18 protein-coding genes and 1 riboswitch are annotated in these 17,704 nt (G+C 70.6%); of the genes, 4 read left to right on the plus strand and 14 right to left on the minus strand.

Features of this window, described 5'->3' with window-relative positions; translation table 11 throughout:
- The first annotated feature begins 40 nt into the window (after window positions 1-40).
- Entirely contained in the window at window positions 41-811 is a 771-nt protein-coding gene (locus ACFV2X_RS03865; protein WP_385611015.1) for a helix-turn-helix domain-containing protein, read from the plus strand.
- On the opposite strand, the gene ACFV2X_RS03870 is transcribed toward ACFV2X_RS03865, so the two are convergent.
- Window positions 802-1,005 (minus strand): DUF397 domain-containing protein, encoded by a 204-nt coding sequence (locus tag ACFV2X_RS03870; protein ID WP_385611018.1) that lies wholly within the window; start codon window positions 1,003-1,005, stop codon window positions 802-804. The genes ACFV2X_RS03865 and ACFV2X_RS03870 overlap by 10 nt on opposite strands.
- A gap of 10 nt (window positions 1,006-1,015) precedes the next feature.
- Window positions 1,016-1,867, minus strand: coding sequence for a helix-turn-helix domain-containing protein (locus ACFV2X_RS03875; protein WP_385611020.1), 852 nt, complete (start codon window positions 1,865-1,867; stop codon window positions 1,016-1,018).
- A gap of 180 nt (window positions 1,868-2,047) precedes the next feature.
- Here ACFV2X_RS03875 and ACFV2X_RS03880 point away from each other — a divergent pair, with 180 nt between their 5' ends.
- A complete protein-coding gene (locus ACFV2X_RS03880; protein ID WP_385611023.1) occupies window positions 2,048-2,500 on the plus strand; it encodes an ATP-binding protein in 453 nt (150 codons plus the stop codon).
- A 47-nt stretch (window positions 2,501-2,547) separates the two neighbouring features.
- On the opposite strand, the gene ACFV2X_RS03885 is transcribed toward ACFV2X_RS03880, so the two are convergent.
- Window positions 2,548-3,411: a bifunctional 5,10-methylenetetrahydrofolate dehydrogenase/5,10-methenyltetrahydrofolate cyclohydrolase gene (locus ACFV2X_RS03885; protein WP_385611026.1), complete on the minus strand. Its 864-nt coding sequence runs from the start codon at window positions 3,409-3,411 to the stop codon at window positions 2,548-2,550.
- Window positions 3,412-3,433: 22 nt separating this feature from the next.
- Window positions 3,434-3,521: riboswitch (ZMP/ZTP riboswitch) on the minus strand.
- 96 nt (window positions 3,522-3,617) lie between these two features.
- Here ACFV2X_RS03885 and ACFV2X_RS03890 point away from each other — a divergent pair.
- Window positions 3,618-4,493 carry a glycosyltransferase family 2 protein gene (locus ACFV2X_RS03890; RefSeq protein ID WP_385611029.1) on the plus strand — a complete coding sequence of 292 codons (876 nt, stop codon included), beginning with the start codon at window positions 3,618-3,620 and terminating at the stop codon, window positions 4,491-4,493.
- On the opposite strand, the gene ACFV2X_RS03895 is transcribed toward ACFV2X_RS03890, so the two are convergent.
- The 11 genes from ACFV2X_RS03895 to ACFV2X_RS03945 form a co-directional block, all read right to left on the minus strand.
- On the minus strand, window positions 4,494-5,351 hold the full coding sequence (locus tag ACFV2X_RS03895; RefSeq protein ID WP_385611032.1) for a sugar phosphate isomerase/epimerase family protein: 858 nt from the start codon (window positions 5,349-5,351) through the stop codon (window positions 4,494-4,496).
- On the minus strand, window positions 5,348-6,520 hold the full coding sequence (locus ACFV2X_RS03900; protein WP_385611034.1) for a dihydrodipicolinate synthase family protein: 1,173 nt from the start codon (window positions 6,518-6,520) through the stop codon (window positions 5,348-5,350). The genes ACFV2X_RS03895 and ACFV2X_RS03900 overlap by 4 nt, the downstream gene beginning before the upstream one ends.
- Window positions 6,517-7,668, minus strand: coding sequence for a Gfo/Idh/MocA family protein (locus ACFV2X_RS03905; protein WP_385611036.1), 1,152 nt, complete (start codon window positions 7,666-7,668; stop codon window positions 6,517-6,519). Before ACFV2X_RS03905 ends, ACFV2X_RS03900 begins: the two co-directional genes overlap by 4 nt.
- A gap of 137 nt (window positions 7,669-7,805) precedes the next feature.
- The gene (locus ACFV2X_RS03910) at window positions 7,806-9,608 is read right to left on the minus strand and encodes a hypothetical protein (protein ID WP_385611038.1); all 1,803 of its coding nucleotides are present in this window, start codon (window positions 9,606-9,608) and stop codon (window positions 7,806-7,808) included.
- Complete coding sequence (locus tag ACFV2X_RS03915; RefSeq protein ID WP_385611039.1) at window positions 9,605-10,240, minus strand: hypothetical protein; 636 nt, start codon at window positions 10,238-10,240, stop codon at window positions 9,605-9,607. Before ACFV2X_RS03915 ends, ACFV2X_RS03910 begins: the two co-directional genes overlap by 4 nt.
- 6 nt (window positions 10,241-10,246) lie before the next feature.
- Window positions 10,247-11,134: a carbohydrate ABC transporter permease gene (locus ACFV2X_RS03920; protein WP_385611042.1), complete on the minus strand. Its 888-nt coding sequence runs from the start codon at window positions 11,132-11,134 to the stop codon at window positions 10,247-10,249.
- Window positions 11,131-12,096 carry a carbohydrate ABC transporter permease gene (locus ACFV2X_RS03925; protein WP_385611044.1) on the minus strand — a complete coding sequence of 322 codons (966 nt, stop codon included), beginning with the start codon at window positions 12,094-12,096 and terminating at the stop codon, window positions 11,131-11,133. The genes ACFV2X_RS03920 and ACFV2X_RS03925 overlap by 4 nt, the downstream gene beginning before the upstream one ends.
- Entirely contained in the window at window positions 12,093-13,382 is a 1,290-nt protein-coding gene (locus tag ACFV2X_RS03930) for an ABC transporter substrate-binding protein (protein ID WP_385611046.1), read from the minus strand. The genes ACFV2X_RS03925 and ACFV2X_RS03930 overlap by 4 nt, the downstream gene beginning before the upstream one ends.
- Before the next feature lie 72 nt (window positions 13,383-13,454).
- Window positions 13,455-14,204 (minus strand): cupin, encoded by a 750-nt coding sequence (locus ACFV2X_RS03935; protein WP_385611049.1) that lies wholly within the window; start codon window positions 14,202-14,204, stop codon window positions 13,455-13,457.
- Between the two features lie 7 nt (window positions 14,205-14,211).
- On the minus strand, window positions 14,212-15,189 hold the full coding sequence (locus ACFV2X_RS03940; protein ID WP_385611051.1) for a PmoA family protein: 978 nt from the start codon (window positions 15,187-15,189) through the stop codon (window positions 14,212-14,214).
- A 2-nt stretch (window positions 15,190-15,191) separates the two neighbouring features.
- Window positions 15,192-16,349: a Gfo/Idh/MocA family protein gene (locus tag ACFV2X_RS03945; protein ID WP_385611053.1), complete on the minus strand. Its 1,158-nt coding sequence runs from the start codon at window positions 16,347-16,349 to the stop codon at window positions 15,192-15,194.
- A 243-nt stretch (window positions 16,350-16,592) separates the two neighbouring features.
- Between ACFV2X_RS03945 and ACFV2X_RS03950 the strand changes: the two genes are divergently transcribed.
- Entirely contained in the window at window positions 16,593-17,663 is a 1,071-nt protein-coding gene (locus ACFV2X_RS03950; RefSeq protein ID WP_385611055.1) for a LacI family DNA-binding transcriptional regulator, read from the plus strand.
- Window positions 17,664-17,704: the final 41 nt, after the last annotated feature.

Below are 17,704 nucleotides of genomic sequence, written 5' to 3' on the forward strand. Positions count from 1 at the left end.
TCCGCCCTAGCGGCGGCCTGCCGCTTAGCGCCTGCTGCGATTGGGGGCAGCCATGACGGGATCGCAGGCGGCCGGCAGCGTCGGCATGTCGCAGCCCAAGATCTCCAAGCTGGAGAACGGCCGGCTGTTGCCTTCGGTCGAGGACGTACGGACCCTGCTGACGCTCTACCGGGCGGAAGCGGCCCAGCGGGACGACCTGCTGGACCTCACGGCGCGGCTGCACACAACCGTCGAGAGCAACCGGACGATCCTTCACCGGGGCGCGGCCAGACAGCAGATGCAGATCGCCCAAGTCGAGGCCGAGGCAGTCAGCTTGAGGTACTTCTCACCCATCGCCGTGCCCGGTCTGCTGCAAACCGCCGAATACGCGCGGCGCGTCTTCGCCCTTGACCTGTCGGGCACAGAGCTGACCTCGGCCGTCGCAGCCCGACAACAACGCCAGCAAGCCCTGTACAAGACGGAGAAGAAATTTACGTTCGTCCTCACGGAAGCGGTGCTGCGCTGGGGGTTCTGCCCGGAGGAGGTCATGGCCGCACAGATCGGTCACCTCACCTCCATTGCCACGCTGACCAATGTGAAGATCGGCCTGATCCCGTTCGCCTCACGCCCCAAGGATCTTCCCCTGCACGGCTACCAGATCTTCGACGACCGTCTGGCCACCATCAGCCTGGAGCACGCGACGGTCAGCGTGACCGAGCCCCGCGACATCGCCACCTACCTCACGTTGTTCTCCACGATGTCGGAGGCAGCCGAATTCGGCGAAGCGGCTCGGGCCCGTATTGCCGCCATAGGCCGCGAGTATCAGTCTTGACCGTAGCCGTCGAACCGCCCCGCCTTGACTGCGGCGAGGAAGGGTCCGAGCCGGGCCGGGGCGGCGGTGAGAATCACGTGGGGGTCGTCACTCTCGCGTATGAGTATGCGGCCGTCGTGCTGAGCGAGCTCAATGCAATTGGCCCCCTCCCCTTCCGAGAACGAGGACTTCTTCCATATGGGTATGACGGACATGCCAGGACTCTCACATTTCTTGCGCGATGCCGCGAATAGTCTCCCGCGATGCACGGATGCCCAGTGAGACACCTGCGAGGACATCGTAGATCGCCCGGTACTTGGCGAGTTGGGCCTCCGCGTCCAGAAACGCACTTCCGTAGGCGGTATCGACCGTCGCGGTGTCCAGGCTGGGGACGACCCCACCCGCGTACAGGAGATTCTGCGCCGACCCGATGAACTTCTCTGAGGCGAACGGGATCACGCGCAACGTCACGGCAGGCCACTCGGACACCTCCAGCAGGTATTCCAACTGAGCCTTCACCACCTTCCGGCCGCCACTGCACATGCGCAAGGCCGCCTCGTGGATGATGCCGTCGAACGTCGGCGGAGATGCACGTTCGAAGATCAGACGCCGCCTGATCCGGTGCTCTACCCGAGCCTCGATCTCGCTCTCAGGGAGCGGCGGGATGACCGACTCGAAGAGGGAGCGCGCATAGTCCTCGGTCTGGAAGATGCCGGGAATCGTGAGTGCCTGGATGGAGTGGAAGTACGTGGCATGGTGCTCGAGCTCCGCGAGATCGAGGAATGACGGCGGCAGAACACCTCGATACTCCTCCCACCAGCCCTTGCCACGCTCCTCAGCCATCGCACACAGCACGTCCACCAATGTCTCGTCAGCGGCGGAGTAGAACGCCGCAAGGCGTCGGACTCGTTCGGCGCTGACACCCCAGCGCCCCGACTCCACGTGGCTGATCTTTGCCTGGTTGCCCCCGATCATCTCCGCCGCCGCGCGGGCGGGCAACCCGGCCGCCTCGCGAAGCTTCCGCAGTTCCGATCCCAACCGCGCCTGACGGACGGTGGGGTTGCTTCTGGCTGGCATCGCTACCTCTCATCAATCGGCCTGCGTGCGAAGCAGTGTGGCGCGCCACCGTCGCGCGGATCCACTTCGTGTCACCCACAGGCGTGAAGCATCCGCATCAAGCTTGTGCCGCGTCAGATCTTCGCCCTACGGTCGCGTCGCAAATGAACGCTCAACCCTCCGCACACGCCGGGAGACGCAATGAGCACAGCCGCATTGGACAGAGCCCCACGCATCGACGCCCACCCAGCCCAGATTTACCACCTCACCACCCCGAACTGCCCGACCAGCCCAAAGGTGGTCCGCGATCTCCTCGCATCACTCTTGCTCGTCACGGGACATCCCGACCTGGTCGACGCCGCACAGGTCTGCGCCTCGGACGTGGTGACCAATGTGGTACAGCACACCAAGGTGCCGGACATGCACATCGATGTGACCATCCAGGACGACCGCGTGATCGTCGGCGTACGAGACGACGATCCCTGCGGGCATCCCGAGATCCGTCAAGCAAGCATCAAAGATGAGACTCGACGCGGCCTACAACTCGTGGACCACCTCTCCTACGCCTGGGACGTGGCATGGACAGGCGCGGACGGCAACCAGACGGGGAAGCGGGTGTGGTTCGAGCTCCGCGAGCCAGGACTCCGCGTGTGAGGCTCACCGCGCCGGACGACGTACGGCCCTGTCGGCCTGACCCGCGCTCAGCTCCGGACAGCCAGCTGCCGTGCCGCCGCCTCCACCGTCTGCGCCAGCAGCACGGCGATGGTCATGGGGCCGACCCCGCCCGGGACGGGCGTGATCAGGCTCGCCCGCTCCCGCGCGGTCTCGAAGTCGACGTCCCCGACATTGCCGGGGTTGTACCCCGCGTCGATCACCACGGCTCCCGGCTTCACATCGGCCCCGGCGATGAACCGCGGACGGCCGACCGCGGCCACCAGTACATCGGCCTCCCGCACGATCGCCGACAGATCGGCGGTGCGCGAGTGGCAGTACGTGACCGTGGCGTCCCGGCCGAGCAGCAGCATCCCGGCGGGCTTGCCCAGAATGGCGCTGCGCCCCACGACGACCGCGTGCTTGCCCACGAGGTCGACGTCGTACTCGTCCAGCAGCCGCATGATGCCGCCGGGGGTGCAGGACGCGAAGCCGGGCAGGCCGAAGGCCATGGCCGCGAAGGAGTGCATGGTGACGCCGTCGACGTCCTTCTCCGGGGCGATCGCCTCGAAGGCGGCGCGCTCGTCGATATGAGGTCCCACGGGATGCTGCAGGAGGATCCCGTGCACCCCCGGGTCCTGGGACAGCGCGGTGACGGTGTCGACGAGGACGCCGGTGCTCACCGACGCAGGCAGGGCCACCTGCCGTGACTCGATCCCCGCCTTCCGACACCTGGCACGCTTCATCCGGACATAGGTCACCGAGGCCGAGTCTTCCCCGACCAGGACGGTGGCCAGACAGGGCGCCGTCCCGGTGCGCCGTGCGATGTCCGCGGCGGCCTTCGCGGTGTCCTCGATGATGCGACCGGCCAGGCCGGTGCCGTCCATCAGGCGAGCTGTTCGGGTCCGGTCCATACGCCACTCCTGAGGCACTCACATGAGTCGCCCAGGCGCGCGGCATCGACAACCGGTGTCAGACCGCTCCCCGGTGGTGCTCCACCTCAGCGCCAGTCACGGCCCGCGTCCACCGTAAGGGAGGGACGCCGCTCGGCGGCGGACGATGGCCGGTCCCCGGGGCGGCTAGCATCACCCGCACCGGATCCGACGAACGGAGTTCACCCGTGCGTAACCCGCGCGTTGGCGTCGCCATCCTGACCATGGGCACTCGGCCCGCCGAACTGACCGCCCTGCTCGCTTCGGTCGCCAAGCAGGACACCCCCGCGGCGCGGGTGGTGGTCGTCGGCAACGGCTCGCCGCTGCCGCTTCTCCCCGACGGGGTGACCGGTGTCGAACTGCCGGAGAACCTGGGCATCGCCGGCGGCCGGAACGCCGCCCTGGCCCGGCTGAAGGAGTTCGGGGATGTCGATGTGGTGGTGGACTTGGACGACGACGGGCTGCTGATCAGCACGGACGTCTTCACCCGGCTGGTGGAGCTGTACGAGTCCGACCCGCGGTTGGGCATCGTGAGCTTCCGCATCGCCGACGAGCGGGGCCGCACCCAGCGCCGCCACGTCCCCCGTCTGCGTAGCTCGGATCCGATGCGCGGCGGGTGGGTGACCACGTTCCTCGGCGGCGGCCACGGCCTGTCCATGCGGATGCTGGAGGAAATCGGCGGCTGGCCCGAGCCGTTCTTCTACGCCCACGAGGAGACCGACCTGTCCTGGCGGGCCCTGGACGCGGGCTGGAAGGTGCTCTACGAGCCGGACTTGGTGCTCCAGCATCCGTGGACATCGCCGACCCGGCACGCGGTCTTCTACCGTATGGTCGCCCGCAACCGGGTCTGGCTGGCCAAACGGCACCTTCCCGCCCTCCTCGTCCCCGTATACCTGGGAACCTGGACCGCGCTGACCATGGTCCGCACCAGGTCGGCGGCCGGTTTGCGGGCGTGGTTCGGCGGCTTCGCCGAGGGCCTGCGCACCCCGTGCCCACCGCGTCGACCGATGCGGTGGGCCACCGTATGGCGGATGACCCGGCTGGGCCGACCGCCGGTCATCTGATCAAGCGGGCAGCCGCTGGAGCACCAGCGTCCGGTAGCGGTCGGCCACCTCCGCCAGAACCTCCGCGCCGTCCCGCGCCCATAGGGCCGGGTTGAAGATCTCCACCTCGATCGGTCCGTCGAAGCCCGTCGCGTCGACGCGCTCGCGGAACCAGCGGAAGTCGACGGCGCCGTCGCCGAGTTGGCCGCGGCCCAGGAGGACGCCTTCCGGGAGGGGGGTGATCCAGTCGGCGAGCTGGAAGGAGGCGAGGCGGCCGCCGGCGCCCGCGCGGGCGATTTGGTCCGCCACCGTGTCGTCCCACCACAGGTGGTACGTGTCGACGACGACGCCCACCTGGTCCGCCGGGAAGCGCTCGGCCAGGTCGAGGGCCTGGGCGAGGGTGGAGACGACGCAGCGGTCGGAGGCGTACATGGGGTGCAGCGGTTCGATGGCCAGGCGGACGCCGTGGTCGGCGGCGTAGGGGGCGAGTTCGGCGAGGGCGTCGGCGATGCGCTCGCGGGCGGCGAACAGGTCGCGGCTGCCGGGTGGGAGGCCGCCGGAGACCAGGATGAGGGTGTCGGTGCCGAGGGTGGCGGCCTCGTCGATGGCGGCGCGGTTGTCGGCGAGGGCGGCGGCGCGTTCGTCCGGGTCGATGGCGGTGAAGAAGCCGCCCCGGCACAGGGAGGTGACGGCCAGGCCCGCGTCGCGGATCAGCCTCGCGGCCGCCTCCACGCCGTACTCCTGCACCGGCGCGCGCCACAGGCCGACGCCCGGGACGCCCGCCTTGACGCAGCCCTCCGCCAGTTCGGGCAGCGACCACTGCTTGATCGTTTCCTGGTTGAGGCTCAGGCGGGTCAGGTCGCCGCTCACACCGGTCATTGCGTCACTCCGTACACCGTCAGCAGGGCCTTCATCCTCGACTCCGCGAGGCCCGGGTCCGGGAACAGGCCGAGGCCGTCGGCCAGTTCGTACGCCCGCGCCAGGTGCGGCAGCGAGCGGGACGACTGCTGGCCGCCGACCATCGTGAAGTGCGGCTGGTGGCCGGCCAGCCAGGCCAGGAAGACGACGCCCGTCTTGTAGAAGCGGGTCGGGGCCTGGAAGAGGTGGCGGGACAGCTCGACCGTGGGGTCGAGCAGGCCGCGGAAGGCCGCCGTATCGCCGGTGTCAAGCCTGCGCACCGCCTCGGCGGCCAGCGGCCCCAGCGGGTCGAAGATGCCGAGCAGGGCGTGGCTGAAGCCGTGGTCGTCGCCCGCGATCAGTTCGGGGTAGTTGAAGTCGTCGCCCGTGTAGCAGCGGACGCCGTCCGGGAGGAGGCGGCGCAGCTCGATTTCACGCTGGGCGTCGAGGAGGGAGACCTTGATGCCGTCGACCTTGTCGGGGTGGGCGGCGATGACGTCGAGGAAGGTGCGGGTGGCGGCGTCCAGGTCGGTGGCGCCCCAGTAGCCTTCGAGCGCCGGGTCGAACATGGGGCCGAGCCAGTGCAGGACGACCGGTTCGGCGGCCTGGCGCAGCAGATGGCCGTAGACCTCGAGGTAGTCGTCGGGGTTCTTGGCCACGGCGGTCAGGGCGCGGGAGGCCATGAGGATGGCCTGGGCGCCCGCCGTCTCGACGACCTCCAGCTGCTCCTCGTACGCGGCCCTGACCTCGTCGAGGCTGTACGGGTAGCCGAGCTCGGTGACCGGCAGCTGGTCGGTGCCGACGCCGCAGGCGATGCGGCCGCCGACCGCCTTGGCCTCGGCGGCCGAGCGGCGGATCAGCTCGGCGGCGCCGGCCCAGTCCAGGCCCATGCCGCGCTGGGCGGTGTCCATGGCCTCGGCGACGCCGAGACCGTGGGACCACAGGTGGCGGCGGAAGGCGAGGGTGGCGTCCCAGTCGACGGCGGCGGGGCTGTCGGGGGTCACATCGGCGTACGGGTCGGCGACGACGTGGGCGGCGGAGAAGACCGTACGGGAGGCGAGCGGCGCACCGCCGGGGGCGAAGGCCGCGGGTTCGGTGCGGGGTTCGTACGGGCGGGTGGCGCCGCCCTCGGCGGGGAGGTGGATGGTCACAGGCTCAGCTCCGGTACGTCCAGGCGGCGGCCCTCCGCCGACGACTTGAGGCCCAGCTCGGCGAGTTGCACGCCGCGCGCGCCGGCCAGCAGGTCCCAGTGCCAGGGCTCGTCGAGGGCGACGTGGCGCAGGAACAGCTCCCACTGTGCCTTGAAGCCGTTGTCGAACTCCTCGTTGTCCGGGACCTCCTGCCACTGGTCGCGGAAGCTCTCGGTGAGCGGGATGTCGGGGTTCCAGACCGGCTTGGGGGTGGCGGAGCGGTGCTGGGCGCGGCAGCGGCGCAGCCCCGCGACGGCCGAGCCCTCGGTGCCGTCGACCTGGAACTCGACCAGTTCGTCGCGGTTGACGCGGACCGCCCAGGAGGAGTTGATCTGCGCGACGGCGCCGCCTTCGAGCTGGAAGATGCCATAGGCCGCGTCGTCGGCGGTGGCGTCGTACGGCTTGCCCTGCTCGTCCCAGCGGGTGGGGATGTGGGTGGTGACATGTGCCTGGACGGTCCGTACGGCGCCGAAGAGCTCGTGCAGCACGTACTCCCAGTGCGGGAACATGTCGACGACGATGCCGCCGCCGTCCTCGGCGCGGTAGTTCCAGGAGGGCCGCTGGGCGCTCTGCCAGTCGCCCTCGAAGACCCAGTAGCCGAACTCGCCGCGCACCGAGAGGATCTTGCCGAAGAAGCCGCCGTCGATGAGGCGCTTCAGCTTGAGCAGGCCGGGGAGGAAGATCTTGTCCTGGACCACGCCGTGCTTGACGCCGGCCGCGTCGGCGAGCCGGGCCAGCTCCAGGGCGCCGGCCAGGCCGGTGGCGGTGGGCTTCTCGGTGTAGATGTGCTTGCCGGCCGCGATGGCCTTCTTGATGGCCTCTTCGCGGGCGGCGGTGACCTGGGCGTCGAAGTAGATGTCGATCGAGTCGTCGGCGAGGACGGCGTCGACGTCGGTGGACCAGTGGTCCAGGCCGTGGCGCTCGGCCAGGGCCTTGAGGGCGTGGTCCCGGCGGCCGACGAGGACCGGCTCGGGCCACAGCACGGTGCCGTCGCCGAGGTCGAGGCCGCCTTGTTCGCGGATGGCGAGGAGGGAGCGGACGAGGTGCTGACGGTAGCCCATGCGCCCCGTCACACCGTTCATGGCGATCCGCACTGTCTTGCGTGTCACGGTTTTCTTCTCCTCACCGAGGTCCTCTTCAGACGTCGCCAGGGTCATAGCAAGCGCTTTCTATACGCTAGCCGCCCCGGCCCGCCCATGTCCACAGAGAGAAGGGGTCGGAGAGCGGACACGGGGCGGTCGGTGCGTCAGCGCAGTGTCAGGCGGTAGTTGAGCGGCGCGCGCCCCGTGATCAGCACGCGGATACCGGAGACATTGAGGCTGCCGGCCATCCAGCTGTAGCGCTCCCCCGCGTCCACGGTGGCCGGCTGACGCGGGCCGCTGCCGTTGCCCGGCCCGAAGGTGATCACGTCATCGCCCACCGTGTACGTCCCGTACCCCTTCACCAGCTGGTACGTATCCGCCTGGCCGGCGACCGGCTCCACGCCGCCGAGCGTGCCGCCGGGACGGAAGCACAGCTCCAGGGCGAGCGGGACCTCGGAGGGGCCGACCGAGAAGTCCAGGTCCCAGCCGCCGCCCGACTCCCTCAGCCGCACCTCCGTACGCAGGGTGCGCCACTGTTTGGGCCGGTACGGGAAGTCCATCGCGGACCAGAACCGGCCGTCGTCGGTCAGCGGGTACAGCCCGTCGGCGCGCCGGTGCTGCGGCGGCAGCGGCAGGTGGAACGCGGCCCGGACCTCCGCCGACAGCCGCCAGCCGTCGGACGTGCGCACCAGGTCCTCGGCCCGGAAGTGGCCGGTGGAGAAGAACTGCGGGGACAGCCGCAGCGAGTCCAGGATCGCCCCGCCCTTGCGCCACTTGAGGAAGGTCGGGTTGGTGGAAAGACCGGAGGAGATGGCGTGTACGTCGGGGAAGTCGGTCCCGCCGAAGATCGAGGTACGGGTGGCGCCCCGGCCGATCCTGACCAGGCCGCACTCCTTGTCGTGGAAGGTGAACTCAGCCACGGCCTCGGTGGCCTTGGGCAGCGGTGCGGCCAGCTCCGGGTGGTCGAGCACCTCGGCGAGGAAGTCGCCGAGCGGGGTCTCGTCGAAGGTCTGGTCCGCCCCGCGCCGCTGGATGGTCTCCGCGACGGCCGCGAACCGCCCGTCCTTGTCCCGGAGCGCCAGGGCGCGGTACTGGAGCCAGTACTCGGACACATGCTTCGTCGTCTTCTGGTCCTGGCGGCGCGAATGCACCGTCTCCACCTCGCCGTTCGGCTCGATGAGGTGGAGTGTCGCCTCGAGGTTGCGGCGTACGCACGCGTACAGCTCGGGCCGGTCGGTCAGCCGCGCGAGCGTCAGCAGGGACGGGTTGGTGACGATCGGCGCGTACGTGGCGCTGCGCTCGCTGTACTGGCCGGCCGGGTACTGGTCGATGCCCTCGGCGAGCCAGGCGTCGATACGCCGGGTGTAGCTCTCGTCCGGCCAGAAGGAGTTGACGCGGGCGAGGGCGGCGCAGATCTTCCAGCGGTGGTTGGGGGTGTGCACCCCGCCGTCGGCCAGGCCCTTGCCCGCCTTGAGCAGGATCTTCTTGAGGGTGGCCCGGATGGACCGCGTGGAGGTGTCGTCGTCCTCCTCCAGCAGCCCGTACGTCAGCCCCAGGTCGACGATCGAGAAGCCGGTGTCCGGCGGGGAGTGGACCGCGCCCTGGTCGTAGAGGCCGTCGTCGAACTGCGCGGCGGCCAGCGCGTCGGCCAGTTCGGTCATCGGCGCGATGAGCGCGGCGTCGTGGTGGTGGCCGGCGTCGGCCCATACGTGCACCGAGGCCAGCAGGCGCAGGCTGCGGGCGGCCCAGCGGGCCTTGCCCTGGTTGGTCAGCTCGGCGATGGCGGCGGCGCGGCCGTCCAGGACCTCGGCCACCCGGCCGTCGGCCGCCTTGGTGAGGACGGCCAGGAACTCCTTGTCGACATCCGTGGCCCGGCCCGGTGCTGCCGCGGCGGACTCGGGCGCGGCGGCGAGCAGCCCGCCGACGGCGGCGGTCCCGGCGAGGAAGTGGCGGCGGTGCAGGGTCATCTGTGGTGCTCCGTGGTGGTTCGGGGACGCTCAGAGGTGGCCGTTCCGGCCGCGGAGTGCTCGACGGCCCGCGCGGCGAGCGCGAGGGGGCCGGGCACGAGGACGACCAGCGGCGGGTAGGCCCAGGCGCAGACGGCGGCGGTGGCCACGGCCAGCAGCAGGACGGCGCTCCCGCGCGGCGCACGCACCGTCTCGTACGCCGCCGTACGCGCCGCCTCCCGCCAGCTGGTGGCCGACTCCGGGCGGGCACAGGCGCGCAACAGGACCACGGCCAGCAGGGCGCCCGCGGCCAGCAGGGCGGGGCGGAAGACCGCCGCGCCCGGCAGCCCGGCCCCGGCCAGCAGCGCGTTGAACAGCAGCAGCGCGCCGCCCGCCACGACGGCCGCCCCGGCCAGCAGATCGCCGGTGCGCAGCCGGGCCCGCAGGGCCCGGACGTAGCCCGGGACGGTGATGGTCTCGTCGTGGCGGACCCGCCGGTCGAGGGCGGCGCAGGCGGTGGACATGGCGGCGGGCGCGGTGAGCACCGGCAGAGCGGCGACGGTGGTCACCAGGCCCAGCAGCAGTACGTCGGAGAAGAGGGCGAAGCGGGGGCCGACCAGCTCCCCCGGTTCCCGGGTGGTGGCGTGGGGCATGGCGGCTCAGCCCTTCAGTCCGGAGTTGGCCATGCCCTCCACCAGGAAGCGCTGGAAGGCGAGGAAGAACAGCACGATCGGCAGCAGCGCGAAGACCGACATGGCGAACATCGGGCCGAAGGCCGACTGGCTGGAGGCGTCCACGAAGGACCGCAGGGCCAGGGTGAGGGTGAACTTCTCCGGTTCGAAGAGGTAGATGAGCTGGGTGAAGAAGTCGTTCCAGGTCCAGATGAAGGTGAAGATCGCGGTGGTGATCAGGGCGGGCCTGGTCAGCGGCAGGATGACGCTGAAGAAGGAGCGGAACGGCCCGCAGCCGTCGATCCGCGCCGCCTCATCCAGCTCGCGCGGCAGCGAGCGCATGAACTGGACGATGAGGAAGACGAAGAAGGCGTCGGTGGCCAGGAACTTCGGCAGGATCATCGGCCAGTAGGTGTTCACCATGCCGAGCTGGTTGAAGACGATGTACTGCGGGATCAGCACCGCGTGGTGCGGCAGCATGATCGTCGCGATCATGAAGGCGAACAGCGGGCCGCGCATCTTGAACCGCAGCCGCGCGAAGGCGTACGCGGCGAGCGAGCAGCTGATGACGTTGCCGAGCACCGCGCCGCCCGCGATGAGCAGCGAGTTCCACAGCAGCCGGCCGACGCTGACCTCGTTCACACCGTCCAGCGCGGTGGAGTAGTTGCTCCACTCCAGATGGCTGGGGAGCAGCTTGAGGCTGGCGATCACCTCATCGGCCGGTTTGAAGGAGGTCGCGACCAGCCAGGCCAGCGGGTAGAGCATCACCAGCAGTACGCCGATCAGCACGACGTGCAGGGCGATCCGGGCGGGGCGCGGGCGGCGGCGGGCTGTGGCGCCCGTCGTCACCGCGTGGGTGGTGTCCACGGTGGTCATCGGGCCTCCTCGTTGTCGTCGTTGGCGTAGAAGACCCAGGAGCGGGAGGTGCGGAACAGCACCGCGGTGACGATGCCGATGGCCGCCAGCAGCACCCAGGCCATGGCCGAGGCGTAGCCCATATGGGAGGCGGTGAAGCCGCGGTCGTAGAGGTAGAGCGTGTAGAAGAGCGTGGAGTCCGCGGGCCCGCCCTTGCCGCCGCTGACCGCGAAGGCCGGGGTGAAGACCTGGAACGCCTGGATGGTCTGCAGCACCAGGTTGAAGAAGAGCACCGGGGACAGCATCGGCAGGGTGATGGAGCGGAACTGCCGCCACCATCCGGCCCCGTCCATGGCCGCCGCCTCGTAGAGCTCGCCGGGTATCTGCTGCAGCCCGGCCAGGAAGATCACCATGGGGGCGCCGAACTGCCACACGGTCAGCAGCGCGACGGCCAGCAGCGCCCAGCCCGGCTTGTTGATCCAGCCGCCGATGTCCAGGCCGAACCAGGACAGCATGTTGTCCACGGTGCCGCCGTCGTTGAAGACCGCCCGCCAGACCAGGGCGATGCTCATGGACGCGCCGAGCAGCGAGGGGGCGTAGAAGGCGGAGCGGTAGAAGCCCTTGCCGCGTTTGACCGACTTGAGCGCCAGCGCGACCGCGAGGGCCAGCGCCAGCTGCAGCGGAACCGCGATCACGACATAGGTGAGGGTCGAGGTCACCGACCGCCAGTAGCGGGGGTCCTCGGTGAACATCTGGACGTAGTTGCGGAAGCCGACCCAGCTGGGGTCGTTGAACATGTCGTAGTTGGTGAACGACAGATACAGCGAGACGGCCATGGGCAGCAGCGTCAGCACACTGGCGCCGAGCACCCACGGGGACAGGAACACCCAGGCGGCGCCCTGGCGCTCGCGCTTCGGGGGGCGCTTGCCGGACCGGCCGGCGCTCGCCGGAGCCGGCTGGGGGCGGGTCGCGGTCGCGGTCATTGCCTCAGCTCCGCCTTCGCCTCGGTGACAAAGTCCTCCGCCGCCTCACGCGGCGACATCTGCTCGAACGACACCTGGTCGTAGTCGCGGCTGAAGGTGGTCTGCAGCGATGCGTCGCCCTTGGGCGGCGCGGGCGGCGGATCCTTGAGCTTGCCCTCGAACTGCTTCTGGTACGACGAGACCACCACGTCGAACCCCTCCAGCTTGGGCGCCACGACCTTGCGGATGGAGTCGTTGGCCGGGATGCCGCGGGAGTTGCCGAGGATGGCGCCCGCATCGGGGTCGTTCAGCAGGAAGTCGATGAACCGGGCGGCCTCCTTGGGGTGGCCGGTTTTCGCGGACGCCCCGAAGAACATCGACGGCTTGAAGTACTGGCCGGGCGTGCCGTTCTCGCCCGACGGCATCGGCGCGAGTTTCACGCTCTCCCCGACGATCGCCAGATAGCCGCTGGCGGGGGCGTCCCAGTTGAAGTCCGAGACGGCCTTCAGCCGGCCGAAGGGGGTGTTCTCCACCGAGCCGTCCATCTGGGTGGTCTGCTCGGCGGAGCTGACCGCGCCCTGCTTGCGCAGCTTGCTGCACCACTCCCAGTAGCGCGCCAGATCGTCCGCCGTGAAGCCGAGCTTGTAGTCGTCGGTGTAGAGGACCTTGCCCTGGCCGCGCAGCCAGATCTCGAAGACGTCCTCGCTCTGGCCCGGGTCGGTGCTGCCCGCCCGTCCCCCCGTGGCCTTGGACTTGGACAGCTTGAGCATCGCGTCCGCCCAGTCGTCCCAGGTCCAGCCGACCTTGGGCTCGGGCACCCCGGCCTTGCGCCACAGGGCCGAGTCGTACACCACGGTCTCCGAGCCGCGCGCCACCGGGATCGCGTACTGCTTGTCGTTCACGACGCCGGTGGCCAGCAGCCCCTTGTCCATCTCGGCGGTACGCAACTCCTTGTGTTCGCCCAGGTCGAGCAGGACACCGCCGTCCGCGTACTGGTTGATCATGCGGTAGTCCAGCTGCATCACATCGGGCGCGTCGCCGCCCGCCGCCTGGGTGGCGAGCTTCTGCTTGTACGCGTCGAAGCCCGCGAAGTTGGTGCTGATGTGGATGCCCGGGTTCTTCTTCTCGAAGAGCTTGATGGCGTCTTCCGTGCGGGCCGCCCGGTCCGGGTTGCCCCACCAGGTGAAGCGCAGGGTGACCTTGCCGCCCGAGCCGCCGCCTTCACCTCCGCCGCAACCGGTGAGGGTCGCGCAGAGGGTGAAGGCGAGGGCCAGGGCGCAGGACACCTTTGTCCTGATTCGAAGCATGCTGTGGCCAGCCTCCCTTCTGATCTTTCCGAAACGTGGTGGCCAGCGATCAGCGCTGGGACAGGGGTCAGGTCACTCGCCGTAGTACGGCAGCGTGACGCCGGGGAGTTCGTACTCGTCGCGGCGGCCGCACATGCCGTAGCCGCCCTGCCGGGTGGGCCCGGACGCGCGGACGCGGGCGCGGGCCAGATGGGCCGGGTCGCCCGCCGCGAGGGAGGCCAGATGGTCGCCGGTGCGCTGCGCGGCGGCGAGCGCGCCGTCGCGCCAACGGGGCTCCCAGTCCGCCACCTTGGGCCCGACCAGCCGCACCGCGGCCTGGTGGAAGGCGCGCAGCGGGCCGTCGTCGCCCTTCTCCAGGGCCTCGCGCAGCTCCAGATAGCCGGTGACCGCCAGATCGCGGCGGCGCCGGGCCGCGGCGTCGGCCTCGGGCCCCTCCTTGGCGGGCAGCGTGGCGGCCGCGGTGTACGCCTCGGCGTCGGCCAGGACCTCGGAGGGGAAGGTGAACACGGCGTCGCCCGCCTCGGGCAGCCCGCTGTTCTGCATCAGCACGGTCACCTTCAGCCCGCCGCCCTGCACCATGCGGTGCACCGTGCCGGGCGAGAACCACACCACCGCGCCCGGCTCCAGCGGTGTCTCGACGTAACCGTCCTCGACGGTCAATGTCTGGACGGCGCCGCGCCCGCCGGTGACCACATACGCCTCGGTGCAGGCCAGATGGAGGTGCGGGCTGCCGCCGCACACCCCGTCGGCGGCCTCCCATTCGTACGCGCTGATGTGGGAAAGACCCACCCCGCCCGGCAGCGGATCGGTGATCCCGGTCATCTTCCGCTCACCACCCGTGGGACTTGAGGTAGGTCTCGGCGCGGTCCCGGTCCCAGGCGCCGTCCGCGATCACCACGCGGTAGCGGTACGCGAAGCTCTCGCCCGGCGGCAGCGCGAACTCCTCGAAGAACGCCCAGGAGAAGGCGACCGAGGGAATGGGCTCGGAGCGTACGAACCAGTGGGAGGCGTGAATGGCTCCCCCATCCTGTGACAGGTTCTGAGGGGCGTGGGAGAACAGCATGGTGGAGTGGCCGTCCACATCGTCGTGCTCGGCGGTGATGGCGATCCAGGGCGCCTCGGCGGCCGGGGTGCCCATCAGGTCGGACGCGCCCTGCTCGCCCTCGCCGCCGCGCCCGCCGGGGCCGAACACATCGCCGCCGGTGAAGTCGCGGGGGCCGCGCCAGTTCAGCCCGGTGTAGCCGGCCATCTCACGGCCCGCGGTGGTCGGGGAGCCGAAGCGCAGCTCCTCTCCGCGGACGTTGGTGAGGCGGATCGACCAGTCGATGGCCCAGGTGCCCTCGGCGGGCTCCACGGAGTGCACCTCGACGGTGCGCAGCTCCTGCGCCCACTCCTGGCCGCCGCTGTGCTGTTCAGAAGGATGGGCCACCCACGTCAGGTTCTCGGTGAAGCGCAGCCGGTCGTCGGTGACGGTGAACTCCTCGAAACCGTCATGGCGCATCGAGCCGACGCGCTCCTCGACCCGCTGGTAGCCCTGCTCCGGGCCGAGGTAGCTGTTGCCGCCCCAGAAGTTCTGCCCGGACAGATGGCTCGCGGTCATCTGCAGGCCCTTGTGCCAGCGGTGGTCGTTGGGCCGGTAGCCGGAGACCACATTGCCGGCCAGGGTGCGCAGCGGGTGGGTGTAGGGCTTCAGCGATTCGAACGGGTCGGCGTCCGGCTTGTAGACGTAGGCCAGCAGCTCGACGCCCCCGGAGGCGACCGTGACGCTCTCGCCGTGGGTGTGCGTGACGGTGATCGGCTCGGTCATGCTCAGTTCTCCTTGGCGGGTGCCCAGTCGGGGTGGTTGCCGTGCATGGCGTCGTAGTACGGGTCGCCGGGGGCGATCTCGCCGGCGTGAACGGGCCGTCCGGTGAAGGCCGACTTGTACAGCGCGGCCAGGAACTCCATGGTGCGGCGGGCGTCCGGGCCGCTGCCCGGGGGCCGTACCCCGTCCCGTATCGCGTCGAGCACCACGGCCAGCTGGGCGGTGTGCGAGCTGGGCAGCTCGGCGGCGGGGCTGCGCCAGTGGGCGATGCGGTCGGCGGCGTCGCGGGTGTGCGGGGCGGGGGTGTAGACCCAGTCGTCGTTGCTGTGCCCGTACAGGTGAGTGAGTTCGACGGTGGCGTCGGCGCAGTCGATGCGGATCCGGCTGACCTCGTCCGGCGACACCACGCTGTTGACGACGGTGGCCACGGCGCCGTTCGCGAAGCGGACCAGCGCGGTGGAGACGTCCTCGCTCTCCACGTCGTGGACCAGCCGCCCGGCCATGGCCCGTATCTCGGTCCAGTCGCCGAGGAGGTACAGCAGCAGGTCCATCTGGTGGATGCCGTGGCCCATCGAGGGGCCGCCGCCCTCGCTGTCCCAGCGACCGCGCCAGGGCACCGCGTAGTACTCGGTGTTGCGGTACCAGGTGGTCTGGCAGTGGGCGACCAGCGGCTTGCCGAGCTCGCCGCTGGTCAGCAGCTCGCGGGCGTGGACGGCGCCCGAGCCGTAGCGGTGCTGGAAGACCACGGACGCGTACGGGCCGCCCTCGGGCTTCCCTGCCTCCTCGGCCGCCGCGATCTCGTCGTACTCGGCGAGCGTGAGGCACAGCGGCTTCTCGCACAGCACCCAGGCCCCGGCGCGCAGGGCCGCCACGGTCTGCTCGCGGTGGAGGGAGGGCGGGGTGCCGATGAGAACCAGGTCGGGGCGCTCGGCCTCCAGCATGGCAGCCAGGTCGGTGTAGCCGGTCACGGTGAATCCGGGGCCCGTCTCGCCGGGCTCGGCGGCCTGGGCGCGGAATGCCTCCAGGCGGTCCTCGTCCACGTCGACCCCCGCGACGAGGTCGACGCGGTCGGCCTGCGCGCGGAGCGCGGGCAGATGGCTGCCGGAGACAATGCCTCCGGTACCGACGACTGCGGCACGGATACGGGTGGTGGCTGCGGCCATGAACAGGGCTCCTCGCCGAGGGAAAGCGCTTGCTGGGGAGGACCCTAGACATGGTCCGGATGACCGGACAAGACCTTGGCGAGCACAATCGGGCCCCTGTTGAAACTTTCGAACGGGAGGGGAACGGGGAGGGCGATGCGCCCGGACATCCCTCTCCGGCACCCACCCTGACCAGTGAGAGCATGGGCGTGCGCGAAGGGGCGCACGCGGCGCACCACCAGGTGACCATCCAACGGAGGAATCATGGCAGTGACCCTGGCCGATGTGGCCGCACGGGCGCGGGTCTCGGCGGCCACCGTGTCGCGCGTCCTGAGCGGCAACTACCCGGTCGCCGAGTCGACCCGGGCCCGGGTGCTGCGCGCGGTGGACGAGCTCGAGTACGTGGTCAACGGCCCGGCGAGCGCGCTTGCCGCCGCCACCTCGGATCTGGTGGGCGTGCTCGTCAACGACATCGCGGACCCCTTCTTCGGGATCATCGCCGGCGCCGTGCAGTCCGAGATGGGGTCGGCCATGGGCGCGGAGTCCGGCCGCCACGGTGAAAAGCTCGCCGTGATCTGCAATACCGGCGGCTCCCCGGAGCGCGAACTCAACTACCTGACCCTGCTCCAGCGGCAGCGCGCCGCCGCCGTCGTGCTCACCGGTGGCGCCGTCGAGCACCCCGACCACATGGCCGCGGTCGCCGCCAAGGCGTCCCGCCTGGCCTCGTCCGGCACCCGCGTGGTGCTGTGCGGCCGCCCCCCGATCGAGGACGCGGTCACCCTCACCTTCGACAACCGCGGCGGCGCCCGGCGGCTCACCGAGCATCTGCTGACCCTCGGCCACCGCCGGATCGGCTATGTGGCCGGCCCCGCCGAGCGCACCACGACCCGCGACCGCCTCGAGGGACATCGCGCGGCCATGTCGGCGGCGGGCCTCGGCAGCCCGGGCGAGGCGGGAGCGGAGCGGCTGACCGTCCACGGGCTGTACGACCGCTCCTCCGGCTATGACGCCACGCTCGAACTGCTCCGCCGCGACGAGGCGTTGACGGCCATCGTGGCCGCCAACGACACCATCGCGCTCGGCGTCTGCGCGGCGCTGCGCGACCAGGGGCTGCGGATCCCCGACGACGTGTCGGTGGCCGGCTTCGACGACCTGCCCTTCAGCGCGGACGCGGTCCCGGCCCTCACCACGGTCCGGCTGCCCCTCCACGAAGCGGGTGCCCGCGCCGGGCGCCTGGCGCTGGGGCGCGAGCCGCAGCCGCCGGGTGGGGTGGCGATGGTGCGCTCCGAGCTGATGGCCCGGGCGTCCACGGCTCCGCCGCGGGCCGTCGGGTAGGGAGCCGGGCGGCGGGTGGGCCGTTCTGAGCCGGGCGATCC

The organism is Streptomyces sp. NPDC059679 (genome assembly GCF_042734105.1).
In the GTDB taxonomy this organism is placed as follows: domain Bacteria; phylum Actinomycetota; class Actinomycetes; order Streptomycetales; family Streptomycetaceae; genus Streptomyces.